The organism is Rhodococcus koreensis, from assembly GCF_017068375.1.
Taxonomy (GTDB): domain Bacteria; phylum Actinomycetota; class Actinomycetes; order Mycobacteriales; family Mycobacteriaceae; genus Rhodococcus_F; species Rhodococcus_F koreensis.
Genome location: NZ_CP070609.1, coordinates 2162711 through 2178706, shown reverse-complemented (window position 1 = coordinate 2178706; position 15996 = coordinate 2162711). Strand labels below are relative to the sequence as shown.

The 15996-nt window shown below is 66.2% G+C and carries 11 protein-coding genes; 10 read left to right on the top strand and 1 reads right to left on the bottom strand.

Annotated elements, in window-relative coordinates; genetic code table 11:
- Position 1: 1 nt before the first annotated feature.
- From JWS14_RS10085 to JWS14_RS10045, 9 genes are all read left to right on the top strand, one after another.
- Entirely contained in the window at positions 2–862 is an 861-nt protein-coding gene (locus JWS14_RS10085; protein WP_005258256.1) for an MlaE family ABC transporter permease, read from the top strand.
- Complete coding sequence (locus tag JWS14_RS10080; protein WP_072940037.1) at positions 859–2217, top strand: MCE family protein; 1359 nt, start codon at positions 859–861, stop codon at positions 2215–2217. The genes JWS14_RS10085 and JWS14_RS10080 overlap by 4 nt, the downstream gene beginning before the upstream one ends.
- Positions 2214–3293 (top strand): MCE family protein, encoded by a 1080-nt coding sequence (locus tag JWS14_RS10075; protein ID WP_095862576.1) that lies wholly within the window; start codon positions 2214–2216, stop codon positions 3291–3293. The genes JWS14_RS10080 and JWS14_RS10075 overlap by 4 nt, the downstream gene beginning before the upstream one ends.
- A complete protein-coding gene (locus JWS14_RS10070; protein WP_206013060.1) occupies positions 3290–4285 on the top strand; it encodes an MCE family protein in 996 nt (331 codons plus the stop codon). Before JWS14_RS10075 ends, JWS14_RS10070 begins: the two co-directional genes overlap by 4 nt.
- A complete protein-coding gene (locus JWS14_RS10065) occupies positions 4285–5541 on the top strand; it encodes an MCE family protein (RefSeq protein ID WP_072940045.1) in 1257 nt (418 codons plus the stop codon). The genes JWS14_RS10070 and JWS14_RS10065 overlap by 1 nt, the downstream gene beginning before the upstream one ends.
- Positions 5538–6824 carry an MCE family protein gene (locus JWS14_RS10060; protein WP_072940048.1) on the top strand — a complete coding sequence of 429 codons (1287 nt, stop codon included), beginning with the start codon at positions 5538–5540 and terminating at the stop codon, positions 6822–6824. Before JWS14_RS10065 ends, JWS14_RS10060 begins: the two co-directional genes overlap by 4 nt.
- Positions 6821–8068 (top strand): MCE family protein, encoded by a 1248-nt coding sequence (locus JWS14_RS10055; protein ID WP_095862577.1) that lies wholly within the window; start codon positions 6821–6823, stop codon positions 8066–8068. The genes JWS14_RS10060 and JWS14_RS10055 overlap by 4 nt, the downstream gene beginning before the upstream one ends.
- Positions 8069–8202: 134 nt before the next feature.
- Positions 8203–8799, top strand: a complete 597-nt coding sequence (locus JWS14_RS10050) for a hypothetical protein (protein WP_072940052.1) — start codon at positions 8203–8205, stop codon at positions 8797–8799.
- A 79-nt stretch (positions 8800–8878) separates the two neighbouring features.
- Positions 8879–9808 carry a hypothetical protein gene (locus tag JWS14_RS10045; RefSeq protein ID WP_206013059.1) on the top strand — a complete coding sequence of 310 codons (930 nt, stop codon included), beginning with the start codon at positions 8879–8881 and terminating at the stop codon, positions 9806–9808.
- A gap of 109 nt (positions 9809–9917) precedes the next feature.
- On the opposite strand, the gene JWS14_RS10040 is transcribed toward JWS14_RS10045, so the two are convergent.
- Positions 9918–12080, bottom strand: a complete 2163-nt coding sequence (locus JWS14_RS10040) for an MMPL family transporter (protein WP_206013058.1) — start codon at positions 12078–12080, stop codon at positions 9918–9920.
- 409 nt (positions 12081–12489) lie between these two features.
- On the opposite strand from JWS14_RS10040, the gene rpoB reads away from it, so the two are divergent.
- Entirely contained in the window at positions 12490–15996 is a 3507-nt protein-coding gene (gene rpoB / locus JWS14_RS10035) for a DNA-directed RNA polymerase subunit beta (RefSeq protein ID WP_012688855.1), read from the top strand.

Here is a 15996-nt window from a genome sequence, read left to right as displayed (position 1 = left end):
TATGACAATCGCCAAGGGACGCGGTGACCGGACCCTGATGGCGGCGCGCCGAGTCGGTCGTGCGCCGCTCAACGTGCTCGACCGGGCCGGCGAGCAGATGTCGTTCTACGCCAGGGCCATCGCCTGGTCACCCCACACTCTCGTGCACTACCGCAAGGAGGTGCTGCGGCTGCTCGCCGAGGTCACCTTCGGCAGTGGCGCGCTCGCCGTCATCGGCGGCACCATCGGCGTCATCGCGATGATGTCCGGCTTCACCGGCGTCGTGGTCGGACTGCAGGGTTTCGCCGCGCTCGAACAGCTGGGCAGCTCGGTCCTCACCGGCTTCCTGTCCGCCTACGTCAACACGCGTGAGATCGCGCCGATCGTTGCGGCACTCGCGCTCTCGGCCACCGTCGGCTGTGGTTTCACCGCGCAGCTCGGCGCCATGCGGATCTCGGAGGAGATCGACGCGCTCGAGGTCATGGCGGTGCCGAGTGTGCCGTTCCTCGTCACCACCCGCATGATCGCGGGATTCGTCGCCGTCATCCCGCTGTACATCGTCGGTCTGCTCGCGGCCTATCTCGCCTCCCGCGTCATCAGTACCGTGTTCAACGGACAGTCGACCGGCTCGTACGACCACTACTTCAACTTGTTCCTGCCACCGCAGGACGTCCTGTACTCGTTCGCGAAAGTGCTGATCTTCGCGTTCGTGCTGATCCTGATCCATTGCTACTACGGCTATCACGCGTCGGGTGGTCCCGCCGGTGTGGGTGTGGCCGTGGGCCGGGCGGTCCGCACCGCGATCGTCACCATCGCCGTGCTCGACTTCTTCCTGAGCCTCGCCATCTGGGGCACGACGACCACAGTGAGGGTGGCCGGATGACCAACACGACATCTGTTGTGGGACGACGGGTGCTGGGGCTGGTGTTCTTCCTCGTCCTCGCGTTGTTCCTGGCCTTCACCATCGGCATGTTCAACAAGAGCTTCACCAAGGTCGTCAAGATCGACCTCCTCACCGACAGCGCCGGAAATGCCCTGCCGCCCAATGCGGACGTGAAGGTCCGCGGCCTCATCGTCGGCGAGGTGCGCTCGGCGACCCCCCAGGAGGGCGAGGTCACTCTCGCTCTCGCGATCCAGCCGGACAAGGCACCGCTGATCCCGTCCAACGCGACGGCGCGGCTGCTGCCCAAGACACTGTTCGGTGAACGTTATGTGTCGCTGATCGTTCCGGAGGGCGACACGGCTCCGCCGATCCAGGCCGGTGACACGCTGCGTCAGGACAAGAGCGGCAACGCCGTCGAGGTCGGCGAAGTTCTGGACGGCCTGCTGCCGCTCCTACAGGCCATTCCGCCGCAGGACCTGGCGAACACGCTCGGCGCGCTGTCCCAGGGACTCAGCGGCCGCGGCGCCGAACTCGGCCTGACGCTCGACCGGCTCGAGGAGATCTTCGGTGGGCTGAACACCGAACTTCCCGCCATCCAGGAGGATCTGCGAGGTTTGGCGGACTTCTCGCAGACGTATTCCGAGGCGGCGCCCGATCTGGTCAACGCCCTCGACAGCCTGCGGACCACCGGAAATACCGTGGTGGAGAAGCAGAATGAGATCTCCACGCTGCTCGTGTCGCTGACCGCAACCGCGTCGAGCACCGCGGATCTGCTACAGACCAACGCCGAGTCGATCGTCAGCATCGCCGCCGATTCGCGTGAGGCGCTGCAGATTCTCGGCCGCTACTCGCCGAGCTTCGAGTGCACGTTCGCGGGCTTCGCGAAGTCTGCTCCCGTTGCCCGTGAACTACTGGCACCGGACGATCCGTACCCCGGTGTGCGTGCCAGCGTGCAGTTCGTCAACCCGAAGGGCCGCTACGTGCCCAACCAGGACGAGCCGCGCCTGCTCGACAACCGCGGACCGGCTTGCTACGACAACGTCACCGCACCGGGTGGGAAGTTCCCGCAGTACCCGGGCGGGTCGTCCTACAACGACGGCGCCTACCAGGTCCCGTCGCGGAACCCCGGACCGTCGACCATCGACTTCTTCCCGGCGCCCGCCGGCGTCCCCGATCAGGTCCCCGGGTACGGAGCTCAGGTCACGCCCGCGAGCTACGCGGGTTCGAAGATGGAGCAGGACACGTTGGACGTCGTCTACGGCGAGGCCGGGGGAATGGCACCGGAGGACGTGCCGAGTTGGACGACACTCGTCGGCGCGCCGACCATGAGGGGGACTGAGGTGAGCTTCAAGTGAGGGGTCTGACCGCACCATTGGTCAAGCTGATCGTGTTCGCCGTGGTCACTATCCTGGCGACCGGTCTGCTGGCGGCCACCATCGCCAACCTCGGCGGGGGCGGTGGCACCAAGTTCAACGCGATCTTCTCGGACGTCACCTCGCTCAACGAGGGTGACGAGGTCCGCATCGCCGGTGTGCGCGTGGGTCAGGTCGAGAAGATCGCGATCCACGACGACCGCGAGGCGGAAGTCCAGTTCACGGTGTCGGAACGGGACTGGCTGCCGGCCAGCACCACCGCGACCATCCGCTTCCGGAACCTCGTGGGGCAGCGCTACATCGCGCTCGAACAGGGGGAGGGCCAGCAGGGCATGAAGATGAGCGGCGGCGACACGATCCCGATCGAGCGGACCAAGCCTGCCGTCAACCTCACCACGCTGTTCGACGGCTTCCGCCCGCTGTTCCAGACCCTCAGCGCCGAAGACGTCAACAAGTTGTCGTACCAGATCATCCAGGTGTTCCAGGGTGAGTCGGGAACCATCACGGAACTCGTCAAGAACACGGCAAGCCTCACCAACACCGTCGCCGACAAGGATCGGGTGATCGGTGCGGTGATCAACAACCTCAACGACGTGCTCGCCACGGTGAATCAGCGTGACGATCAACTCGATTCGCTGATCGTCAACACCCAGCAGCTCGTCACGGGCCTGGCGAACGAGCGGGGAACCGTCGGATCGGCGGTGACGTCCCTCGCGGGACTCACCGACGCGACGGCAGATCTGCTCGAACCCACCCGACCGTCCATCCAGGAATCCATCACGTCGCTGAACACGCTGGCGACGACGTTGAACCGTAACTCCGACACGGTCAACAGCGTTCTCCAGACGCTTCCGGTGAAGCTCGAGAAGCTCGGCCGGGCAGCCAGTTACGGATCCTGGTTCCAGTTCTACCTCTGTGGAGTCGACATCGTCGCAGGACCAGGTACCGCGCCCCAACTGAACCTGCCCACGGGCTTGCCCACCGTCAACCAGCCGATCTATACGAACTCGGCGAAACGGTGCACGCAGGACGGCCTACAGGAGTTGCAGACACGATGAGCAGACGTCGCAGCCCGGCAGTGGCTGGTGCCCTCGGCATTCTCGTGGTGCTGCTGGCAACCCTGTCGGCTTTCTTCCTCGATTCGCTGCCGTTCATCGGCGCCGGGTCGACCTATCACGCCGAATTCACCGAGGCGGCGGGCCTCAAGCCCGACAACGAGGTCCGGATCGCGGGCGTCAAGGTCGGCAAGGTCAGTTCCGTCGAACTCGACGGCGACCATGTGGACGTCGCCTTCAAGGTGTCGGATGCGTGGGTCGGCGACGAGACGTCCGCGTCCATCCAGATCAAGACGATCCTGGGGCAGAAGTACCTGGCCCTCGACCCCCGCGGCTCGGACACACTGAACCCGAGTGACACGATCCCGTTGGACCGCACCACGTCTCCGTACGACGTGATCGAGGCGTTCTCGGCCGCCGCGCAGACGGTGGGGGACATCGACTCCGATCAGCTCGCGCAGAGCATGGTGACGCTGTCGCAGGCGTTCGAGGGGACTCCGACGGAGATCCGCGCGTCGCTGGACGGTGTCAGCAGGCTGTCGCAGACCATCGCCAGCCGCGATCAGGAACTGCAGAAGCTGTTCGCTGCGACCGGCAAGACCACCAAGGTCCTCGCCGATCGCAACGCCGAATTCAACCGGTTGATCAGCGATGCCGGGCTGCTGCTTGGTGAGCTCAACAGCCGTCAGCAGTCGATTTCCCAGCTGCTCACCGGAACTCAACGGCTGTCGCAACAGTTGACCGGACTCGTGCGCGACAACGAGGCCGCCATCGGTCCCGCGCTCGAACAACTCGATGGTGTCGTCGAGATCCTGAAGGCCAACAACGAGAACCTGGACAAGGCGATGAAACTGTACGAGCCGTTCGTCCGCCTGTACACGAACGTGGTCGGCAACGGTCGCTGGTTCGACCAGGTCGTGGTGAACCTCCTGCCGCCGGGGCTGCCCGACATTCCCGGTCCGCGCGAACCCGTCCGCACGTTGGGGGGTAACTGATGGCAGACGTCGACAACGGAGCCGACCGCGGAGGACGCGGCGGGATCGCCCTCATCGTGGGAATCGTCATCGTCGCGCTGGTGATCGCCGGCGCCCTGTGGTGGGTGTTTACCCGCGCGGGCACCACGAAGATCACCGCGTACTTCGACAAGTCGGTGGGCATCTACGAGGGCTCGGATGTGCGGGTCCTCGGTGTGAAGGTCGGATCCGTCGACGGCGTCGAGCCGCAGGGCGATCAGGTGAAGGTCGACATGCGCGTCGATCGCGGCGTCGACATTCCCGCCGACGCGAAGGCCGCGCAGGTCACGCCGTCCGTGGTGTCGGACCGCTACATTCAGCTCGCGCCCGCCTACACGGGCGGCGAGAAGATGGCCAGCGGCGCGGTGATCTCGCGCGACCGCACCGCGACCCCCGTCGAGGTCGACCAGTTGTACGCGAGCATCGAGGAGCTCTCCACCGCGCTCGGCCCGGACGGGGCGAACAAGGAGGGTGCGCTGTCGCAGTTCGTCGAGACCGGCGCCGCCAACCTCGACGGCAATGGAGAGGCGCTGGGGCAGAGCATCACCCAGCTGTCCGACGCCGCCCGCACTCTCAACGACAGTCGCGGCGACCTGTTCGACACCGTGAAGAACCTCCAGGTGTTCGTGGGTGCGCTGGCGGCCAACGATCAGCAGGTCCGCGATTTCAACTCGCAGCTCTCCGACCTGTCCGGATTCCTGGCGGGGGAGCGGGAGAACCTCGGTGCCGCACTGAACCAGCTGGCGATCGCCCTGGGCGACGTGTCGAAGTTCGTGGCCGACAACCGGGAGATCCTCGCCGAGAACGTGAACGATCTGGTCCCGGTGACGCAGACCCTCGCCGACAACCGGGAGTCACTGGTCAACTCGCTGACCCTGCTGCCGTTGGCGATCAGCAACCTGGCCAACTCCTACGACGCGGAGTCCGGCACTCTGGCCTCGCGCCTGGCGTTCCCGGACCTGCAGGATCCGGCCGGCGTCGGGTGCAAGTTGATCGACCTCGGCAAGCTGGTTCCCGGCGATCCGCGTTTCGAGCAACTCGGACGTCAGATGCAGCCGCTGATCGACAACTGCGCCAACATCACGTCGCAGATCACGCAATCGGCGAAGACTCCGTCGCTCGTGCTTCCGTTCGGAATCATGAGTGCGGACAACATTCAGCGGACGGTCACGCCCGGCACGGTGCCGGGTGTCGTGTCGCCGCGATTCGAAGGCGCAACGGGAGGTGAGGGCGAATGAAGCGGTCGGTAATCCTCGGCGCCGGTGCGTGCGCCGTCGCCATCGCAGTGACGTCCTGCTCGTCGGAGGGGATCTACGGGGTTCCACTACCGGGCGGTCCCGATGTCGGCGACCACCCCATGCATCTGACGATCCAGTTCGACGACGTCCTCGACCTCGTCCCGCAGTCCGCGGTCAAGGTCGACGGTGTCCCGGTGGGCCGGGTCGAAACGATCAAAGTGGCACCGGACGGCTGGACGGCGGACGTGGAGGTCGTCCTCGACTCGTCGGTCGATCTCGCCGCCAACGCGGTCGCCGCCATCGAGCAGACGAACCTGCTCGGTGAGAAGTTCGTCCAGCTGTCCGAGCCGCCGGAGGACAAGGATCCCGCGCGCCTCGAGGACGGCGACACGATCCCCCTCGACCGCACCCGGCACGCCACCGAGATCGAGCAGGTTCTCGGCGCGCTGTCGCTGCTGCTCAACGGTGGCGGCGTCGGCCAGTTGCAGCCGATCGTGCACGAACTGACCACCGCACTCGACGGGCGCGAGGATCGGGTCCGGGGACTCCTCGAACAGACGAACACGCTCATCGACGGTCTCAACCAGCAGCGCGACGACATCACCCGCGCCCTGGACGGCCTCGACGCACTGACCACGCGCGTGAACGAACAGAACGAGAAGATCGGACTGATCCTCGACGAGTTGCCGATCGCGGCGGAAGTGCTCAACGAGCAGCGTCCACAGCTCACCCAGATGCTCACCCAACTGGACCGGCTCGGCACCGTCGGAACCGACGTGATCAACAGGTCGAAGGACAACCTGATCGCGGATCTCCTCGCACTGCGGCCGACCCTGAAGGCACTCGCCGATTCGGGCGACAACCTGCCCAATTCGCTCGCGTTCATTCCGACCGTGCCGTTCCCGGACGGCGTCGAGAAGATCGCGCTCGGCGGATCGGTCAACCTGTTCCTCACGGTCGACCTGCAGATCGGCGATGCGCTGAGCGCACTCGGCGTCGGCCAGGGCGACCCGGTGTACGTGCCGCCGAAGTTCGGTGAGCCCAAGCCGATCGTCGACCCGTCGAACCCGTACTACAACGGCAACGGGCCGAAGCCGGGGTGGCCGACGGTGTCCCTGCTGCCGATTCCGCCGATCGTCCCCGCCCCGACGGGCCTGCGGATCCCGGGGCTCCCCGGCACCGCGCCCGCCGGCAACGGTGGCGCAGGGAACGGCGCAGCACCGCCGCCGCAGAACCCGCTCGGGGGACTGCTGGAGCAGTTCGGAATCGGGGGTGGACAGTGAGGTCACGACTGGTCAGGATCCAGCTCGTCGCATTCGCCATAGTGGCGATGCTCGGGCTGGTCTACGTCGGCGCCAAGTACGTCCGCCTCGACAATCTGCTCGGATTCGGTGAGTACGACGTGAACGCGCAGTTCAAGGACTCCGGCGGCATCTTCACCAACGCCGAGGTCACGTACCGCGGAGTTCCCGTCGGCCGCGTCGGCGACCTGTCGCTGACCGCGGACGGCATCAACGTCGAGTTGAAGATCTCCTCGGGCGGGCCCGACATCCCGGCGTCGGCCAAGGCCGTCGTCGCCAACCGGTCCGCGATCGGTGAGCAGTACGTGGACCTTCAGCCCGACACAGACCAGGGGCCGTACCTCGAACAGGGCTCGGTGATCACCGAGGCCGACACGTCGACACCCGTTCCGGTCGAGCAGGTGCTGATGGCCACCGACGGTCTGGTCCGGTCGGTTCCGGTCGACTCGTTGCGCACCGTCGTCACCCAGCTGGGGACGGCGTTCAACGGCAAGGGCGAGGATCTGCAGACGCTCGCGGATTCACTCTCCACGCTGACGAAGGACGGGCTCGACGTCCTGCCCCAGACACTGGCACTCGTCAGGGACAGTCAGACGGTGCTGGCGACGCAGTCCGATCAGTCGTCCGCGATCGTGCAGTTCAGTTCGGACCTCGACGCGGTCGCCGCGCAGCTGCGGACCAGCGACCCCGATCTCCGCGCGATCATCGACAAGGGAATTCCGGCGAGCAACGAGGTCGGTCAGCTGGTCAACGAGATCGGTCCGAGCCTCACCACCGACCTGACGAATCTCGCCGCGGTCGGTGACAAGCTGGCTCCGCAGGCGATCGCGCTGCGGCCGATCCTGATGTTCCTGCCTGCCATCGCGGCGTCCGCGTCGACCGTGGCCCCGGGCGACGGCACGGTGCATCAGGGAATCGTCCTGGAAACCAACAATCCGCCGTCATGCACACTCGGTTACGAAGGGACGCAGGAGATCCTGGCCGAGATGAAGCGGCAGGACCCGAACTTCGACGACACCCAGCAGGACTTCCCGTTCAACGTGAAGGCCAACTGCGACGCTCCCCAGGGAAGCGTGACGGGTGTGCGAAGTGCAGACCGCATCGTGTTCGCCGATCCGGACACGATCCAGCCGTGGGATTTCAAGCCGAAGGTCATGCCTGACACTCTCAACTTGAATCCCATCGCAACGCAGCTCGCGCCGCTCCTCGGGGTTACTCCCAAGTAGCATTCGGTTCCGGCCGAGGGCGAGTTGAAGAAAACAATCAGTAGGGTATTGGTGTGACGCGAATTACCACGCCCCCGGAGTCGGGACAACCGGCTCCGGGGAAGGACAGAACTCTGAAGGCCTCGTTTGCTGCGGTGACCGCACTGGTGGTGATCGCGGTTGTCGCAGCCGGATGGTTCGGCTTCGGGTGGGCGCGAGCGCTCTTCGTGGACAAGCCGATCGCCGACGCACGCGATTCCGCGTTGACGGGCGCCCAGCAGGCCGCGATCAATCTCAACTCGGTCGATTCCGCAGACCTCGACGGATCGTTCGAGAACATGAAGTCGTCGATCACCGGCGACAAGATGAACCAGGACCTCCAGGCGACCGTGGACGGGTTCACCGACCAGATGCGTCAATCGGGAGCGGCGAGCAAGGCCGAGCTGATCCAGGGCACACTCACGGAACTGAACACGGACGACGGCACCGCGAAGGCGCTGGTCGTCGTGGCCGTCACCACCACGTGGCCGGACCGCTTCGACAAGGCCAAGGTGACGATGCGGATGGACGTCCAGGACGTGGACGGGGTCTGGAAGGCTTCGTCGGTCGAACCGGTGGGCGGACGTATTCCGCTCGAGAGCGGTCCGGTGCCCGCCGCCGGCGCGGCCCCAGCCCCGGCCCCCACCGAACCGGCTCCCGCCGAGCAGGCGCCGGCCGAACAGGTGCCCGAGGGCGACAGCAGCGGCCAGTAGTCCTGATGTGCCGCGGCGGCGTGCTGCCGTGGTGTCCACGTCGACGACAGCTCGTCGTGCAATGAGAAAGTGGTGAACTATGCCCCCCAAGCGCCGAAACAACGTGCCGGACAGCGCTGCAAAGGGCAGGCGTCCGCGCGTAGCGGGGACCCGTCAGACAACGCCGAAGCCTCCCCGAGCGGACACCCCGGTCGACAAGACGGAACCGGTGAAGAAGCCGGACACGGTGAAGAAGCCGGAACCGGTCGAGAAGGCCGAGACGCCCGCCGTGGCGACCGCGGCCTCCACCGGCACGGCACAGGTTCCCGAGACGACGAAGGCTCCCGTCGCGGACAAGCCCGACACGGACACGACCGTATCGATGGCCAAGACGGTGTCGACGGTGAAGGCTGCGTCGACGGGGAAGGCTGCGTCGGCGGGGAAGGCGAAGGTTCCCAACCTTCAACCGCGCATCAGCAAGCAACAGGCTCCCGCAGTCGCCGAGAACGCGACCGACGCAGGCAGCGGGACCGGTCGCGTCACGTGGAAGCTCGTCGGGGTCCTCGGAGCGGTCGCGGTGGTGCTCGGCGTGTTCGCGGTCGTCGCGGCGTTCAAACCCGGAGCGAACATCACGAATACCGCGTGGGTCGACGCGGGAGCAACCGCCGAGGTGACCAAGGCGGGAACCGAGGCGATCGAGACGCTGTACACCTACAGCTACGAGACGATCGATCAGGACTTCGACAAGGCGCGCGGCTATCTCGATGACGCCAAGCGGGAAGAGTTCGACTCGACCGCCGACACGACCAAGCAAGCTGCCATCCAGACCAAGACGGCCACGCAGGCGTCCGTCACCGACATCGGGGTCACGGTGCTCGACGGTGACCGCGCCGAACTGCTTGCGCACATGAACGTCAGCGCCACCGGTGACGCCGTCGCTCAGGGCAGTGCCGCCACGCCGCTGTCGATCAAGATGGAGAAGATCGACGGCAAATGGGTGCTGTCCGACATCTCCGACAGCGAGGGCTGACCGGCTTCCGGAAAAGACTGAACCGGAACGAGATTCGTATGCCGGATGACATCGAGCATCGAATTGAGTTCTCGGGCAGAGTGAATCGGTTCCGGGAATCGGGACGTCTTCACGATTGAATGGGAATCCCTTGCTGTGGTGACGGTTTCGGGCGGTCGGATGGCCCAGGGGTGGCCGGCTTCCGTGCCAGGAATCCCGGTGCCCACCAATTGGCCTCGCCCATCAACTTCACCAGCGCGGGCACCAGCATCATGCGGATGACGGTGGCGTCGATGAGCAGCGCGATGATCATGCCGAGACCGATGAACCGCATCATCGTCAGTTCCGAGAGCGTGAACGCTCCGGTGACGACGATCAGCAGCGCGGCCGCCGCCGTCACGATGCGCCCGGTGTGCGCCGTGCCGATCCGCACGGCCTCCTCGGTCGACGCGCCCGCGTCGTGGGCCTCGACCATCCGCGACAACAGGAAGATCTCGTAGTCGGTGGAGAGCCCGAAGACCACCGCGATGATGAGGACCACCATCGTCGCGGGCAGGGGCCCCGGCGTCACGCCGAGAAAATCTGCGCCGTGACCGTCCTCGAAGATCCACGTGAGCACACCGAACGAGGCGGCGAGGCTGAGGGTGGCCATGGCGATCGCCTTCAGGGGGAGCACCACGGACCGGAACGCGAGCAGCATCAACACGAAGGTGACGGCCACCATGATTCCGATCATCCACGGCAGCCGGGCGCCCATCGCGTCCAGTCCGTCGGCGGTCAGGGCGTTCACGCCACCCAGCATCTTCTCGGTTCCGTCCGGGGTGGGGAGGTCGCGCAGGGCGGCGGCCGTAGCCATGGCCCCCGCCGTCCGGTCCGCGTCGTCGAAGACGGCCCGGATGGCGACGAACGTGTCGGTGGCGCCGACCGGCACCACCCGCTGGACCCCGGCGACCGCGGCGGTCGCTGCGAAGAACTCTGCCGTGGCGGCCGGCGGCGGCGCCTTGCCGTCGCTGTCCTGCAGCACGAGTGTCGCCCCGTTGTTGGCGAGCGGGAAATCTGCGGCGAGATCGTCGACGGCGACCCGGAGTGGATGACCCGCCGGCAGTCCGGTGTGATCGAGATCACCCAGCGACGCGCCTGCCAGGGGCGCGGCAAGCACCAGCAGTGCCGCGACGATCGCCGTCGCAATCGGGACGGGCCGCCGCATCACGCGTTCGGCGACGCCGCCCCAGAACCGGTGCGCCCGGTCCTCGCCGCGTTCGACCACTCCCCGTCGCCAGGTCAGCGAGTTGATGCGAGGCCCGAGCAGTACGAGGGCGGCGGGCAGTGCCGACAGCGTCAGCACCGCGGCAATCGCGATGGCCGCCATCCCGCCGTAGGCGAAGGACCGCACGATGGCCTGGGGAAACACGAGCATGCCCACGAAACCGCACACCAGGAGGAGGGCGGAGAACCCCACGGTCCGGCCCGCGGTGGCGAGCGTCCGGCGGACGGCGTCGTCGGTGCCGGCGCCGGACCGCAGCTCCTCACGGAACCGGGTCACCACGAACAGTCCGTAGTCGATCGACATGCCCAGCCCGACGAGACTGGCGATGTTCACCGAGAATGCGCTGACCTCGGTGAAGTACGAGATCACCCGCAGAGCGCCGAGCGCGCCGAGAATCGCGAGACCGCCGACGCACAGCGGTACGGCCGCGCCGACGAGGCCGCCGAAGATGACGAGGAGCAGGAGTAGCAGGATCGGGAACGACACCGCCTCGGCCCGCAACAGGTCGCTCTCGGACACCTCGTTGAAGGCGTTGGCGGCGGCGCTGAAACCGCTGAACTCCGCGGCCGTGCCGTCGATGACCAGCAGCGGCCGGAGGTCGTGGTATGCGGAGATCCGAGTGTTCTCGTCGCCGCTCAGCGACAGCACCACGAGTCCCTCGGTGCCGTCGGTGGACCGGAGGAACTCCTTCGCCTGGGGCGGCGCGGACCAGTACGACAGGGGGGTGTCGGCGAGCACGCCGGGGTCGATCCGCGCGAGGTGGGCGGCGACTTCGGGGCCGAGGTCGTCGATCGTCGAACCCGTACGCGCGTGGTAGGTCACCGCCAGATCGGGGGTCTGTCTGCCGAAAGCCCCCTCGATCAGGCGCTCGACGCGCGCGGACTCGCTGCCCGGGTCGGTGTACCCGCCGAGGCTGAGCCGGTCGAACACCCCCGAACCCCACGCCCCGCCGAGCAGCACCAGCAGCACCGTGGCGGCGAGAACCAGCTTCGGTCTGGCGACGACGAACGAACTCCAGCGCGTCACGGCTCTGCTTCCCTCGAGAAATCGACGGCGATCGCGTGGGCATATTGTTCACCGCCCGTCCGCAGCTGGAAAGGGGTGCCGGGACGAGCCGCGGGCCTCGCGAAACGACACGACACGCCCTCAGACTCTTGACGCCGCGATGATCACGCGTCACTCTGATGCGTGAACATGCGCAGTGACGCGTGGCCGAGCGCCCGGCTGGGTGCTGTTTCGGGTGCCCGACTCGACATCTACCGAGTTTGGGTGTACTTTTGGACGTTGCGCTGGCTGCCTCCTGTCCACCTCTCGTCCGTACCGCTGCGAAGTGATTCACTCTTCAGCAACTGTGACGAGTTTCGTTCGGGTTGTGACCAGCGAAATTCGAAGCAGATACAGCGGCGGTCGCAACAGCAAGAGCGGCCCGCGTGAGGTGCTGGAAGGACGCATCTTGGCAGTCTCTAGCCAGACCAAGGCAGTTTCCGGAATCCCCGGAGCCCCGAAGAGGGTTTCGTTCGCAAAGATTCGCGAACCCCTCGAAGTTCCCGGGCTTCTTGATCTACAAACCGATTCGTTCGAGTGGTTGATCGGTGCGCAGAGCTGGCGCGAACGCGCCGCCGCTCGTGGCGACAGCGCAATCTCCGGCGGTCTCGAGGACATTCTCGCGGAGCTTTCCCCGATCGAGGATTTCTCGGGCTCGATGTCTCTGTCCTTCTCGGACCCGCGCTTCGACGAGGTGAAGGCCTCGACGGACGAGTGCAAAGACAAGGACATGACCTACGCGGCGCCTTTGTTCGTCACCGCGGAGTTCATCAACAACAACACCGGTGAGATCAAGAGCCAGACGGTCTTCATGGGCGACTTCCCGATGATGACCGACAAGGGCACGTTCATCATCAACGGCACCGAGCGTGTCGTGGTCTCGCAGCTGGTGCGTTCCCCCGGCGTCTACTTCGACCACTCCGTCGACAAGGGCACCGAAAAGGACCTGCACAGCGTCAAGGTCATCCCGGGCCGTGGTGCATGGCTCGAGTTCGACGTGGACAAGCGCGACACGGTCGGCGTCCGCATCGACCGCAAGCGCCGCCAGCCCGTCACCGTGCTGCTGAAGGCCCTCGGCTGGACCACCGAGCAGATCGCCGAGCGCTTCGGCTTCTCGGAGATCCTCATGGCGACCCTCGAGAAGGACAACACCGCAGGCACCGACGAGGCGCTGCTCGACATCTACCGCAAGCTGCGTCCGGGCGAGCCGCCGACCAAGGAGAGCGCCCAGACGCTCCTGGAGAACCTGTTCTTCAAGGACAAGCGCTACGACCTGGCTCGCGTGGGCCGCTACAAGATCAACAAGAAGCTGGGCCTGAACACCGGGCAGCCGATCGTCGCGTCGACCCTCACCGAGGAAGACATCGTCGCCACCATCGAGTACCTGGTGCGCCTGCACGCCGGTGACACCGAGATGACCGCCCCCGGCGGCGTCGCGGTGCCCGTCGAGGTCGACGACATCGACCACTTCGGCAACCGTCGTCTGCGCACGGTCGGTGAGCTCATCCAGAACCAGATCCGCGTGGGCCTGTCCCGCATGGAGCGCGTGGTTCGTGAGCGCATGACCACCCAGGACGTCGAGGCGATCACGCCGCAGACGCTGATCAACATCCGGCCCGTCGTGGCTGCGATCAAGGAGTTCTTCGGAACGTCCCAGCTGTCGCAGTTCATGGACCAGAACAACCCGCTGTCGGGGCTGACGCACAAGCGTCGTCTGTCCGCCCTCGGCCCGGGTGGTCTGTCCCGTGAGCGTGCCGGCCTCGAGGTGCGAGACGTTCACCCGTCGCACTACGGCCGCATGTGCCCGATCGAGACCCCCGAAGGTCCGAACATCGGTCTGATCGGTTCGCTGTCGGTGTACGCACGGGTCAACCCGTTCGGATTCATCGAGACGCCGTACCGCAAGGTCGAGGGTGGCCAGGTCACCGACCAGGTCGACTACCTGACCGCGGACGAAGAGGACCGCCACGTCGTCGCACAGGCCAACTCGGCCGTCGACGCCAACGGTCACTTCACCGACGATCGCATTCTGGTCCGTCGTAAGGGCGGCGAGGTCGAGTTCGTCTCGTCCGCCGAGATCGACTACATGGACGTCTCGCCGCGGCAGATGGTGTCCGTCGCGACCGCGATGATCCCGTTCCTCGAGCACGACGACGCCAACCGCGCCCTGATGGGCGCGAACATGCAGCGTCAGGCGGTGCCGCTCGTTCGCAGCGAGGCCCCGCTGGTCGGTACCGGCATGGAGTTGCGTGCCGCCGTCGACGCGGGCGACGTCATCGTCACCGAGAAGACCGGTGTCGTCGAAGAGGTCTCCGCCGACTACGTCACGGTCATGGCCGACGACGGCAGCCGCAAGACGTACCGGATGCGCAAGTTCGCGCGTTCCAACCAGGGCACCTGCGCCAACCAGCGTCCGATCGTGGACGAGGGACAGCGTGTCGAGTCCGGACAGGTCCTCGCCGACGGCCCCTGCACCGAGAACGGTGAGATGGCGCTCGGCAAGAACCTGCTCGTCGCGATCATGCCGTGGGAAGGCCACAACTACGAGGACGCGATCATCCTGTCGCAGCGCCTCGTGGAAGAGGACGTCCTCACCTCGATCCACATCGAGGAGCACGAGATCGATGCCCGCGACACCAAGCTCGGTGCCGAGGAGATCACTCGCGACATCCCGAACGTCTCCGACGAGGTCCTCGCCGACCTCGACGAGCGCGGCATCATCCGTATCGGTGCCGAGGTTCGTGACGGCGACGTGCTGGTCGGGAAGGTCACGCCGAAGGGCGAGACCGAGCTGACCCCGGAGGAGCGCCTGCTGCGCGCCATCTTCGGTGAGAAGGCCCGCGAGGTTCGCGACACGTCGCTGAAGGTTCCCCACGGTGAGACCGGCAAGGTCATCGGCATCCGCGTGTTCTCGCGCGACGACGACGACGATCTGCCCCCCGGTGTCAACGAGCTGGTCCGCGTCTACGTGGCACAGAAGCGCAAGATCCAGGACGGCGACAAGCTCGCCGGCCGCCACGGCAACAAGGGCGTCATCGGCAAGATCCTCCCGCAGGAGGACATGCCGTTCCTGCCCGACGGCACGCCGATCGACATCATCCTGAACACCCACGGTGTTCCGCGTCGTATGAACATCGGTCAGATCTTGGAGACCCACCTCGGGTGGATCGGCAAGACCGGCTGGAACGTTCAGATCGCCGGCGACGGCTCCCGGCCCGATTGGGCGGAGCAGCTGCCGGAGGAGATGCTGTCGGCGCCTTCCGACTCCAACATCGCCACCCCCGTGTTCGACGGCGCCAAGGAAGACGAGCTCACCGGTCTCCTCGGTTCGACGCTGCCGAACCGCGACGGCGAGGTCATGGTCGCGTCCGACGGAAAGGCCACGTTGTTCGACGGCCGTTCCGGCGAGCCGTTCCCGTACCCGGTCTCGGTCGGCTACATGTACATCATCAAGCTGCACCACCTGGTCGACGACAAGATCCACGCTCGGTCGACCGGTCCGTACTCGATGATCACCCAGCAGCCGCTCGGCGGTAAGGCCCAGTTCGGTGGCCAGCGCTTCGGTGAGATGGAGTGCTGGGCGATGCAGGCCTACGGCGCGGCATACACGCTGCAGGAACTGCTCACCATCAAGTCCGACGACGTGGTGGGTCGAGTCAAGGTGTACGAGGCCATCGTCAAGGGCGAGAACATCCCCGAGCCGGGTATCCCCGAGTCGTTCAAGGTGCTCCTGAAGGAGCTCCAGTCGCTCTGCCTCAACGTGGAGGTGCTGTCCTCGGACGGCGCGGCCATCGCGATGGCGGACGGCGACGACGAGGACCTGGAGCGGGCCGCAGCGAACCTGGGCATCAACCTGTCCCGGAACGAGGCGGCGACGGTCGACGACCTCGCGAACTAG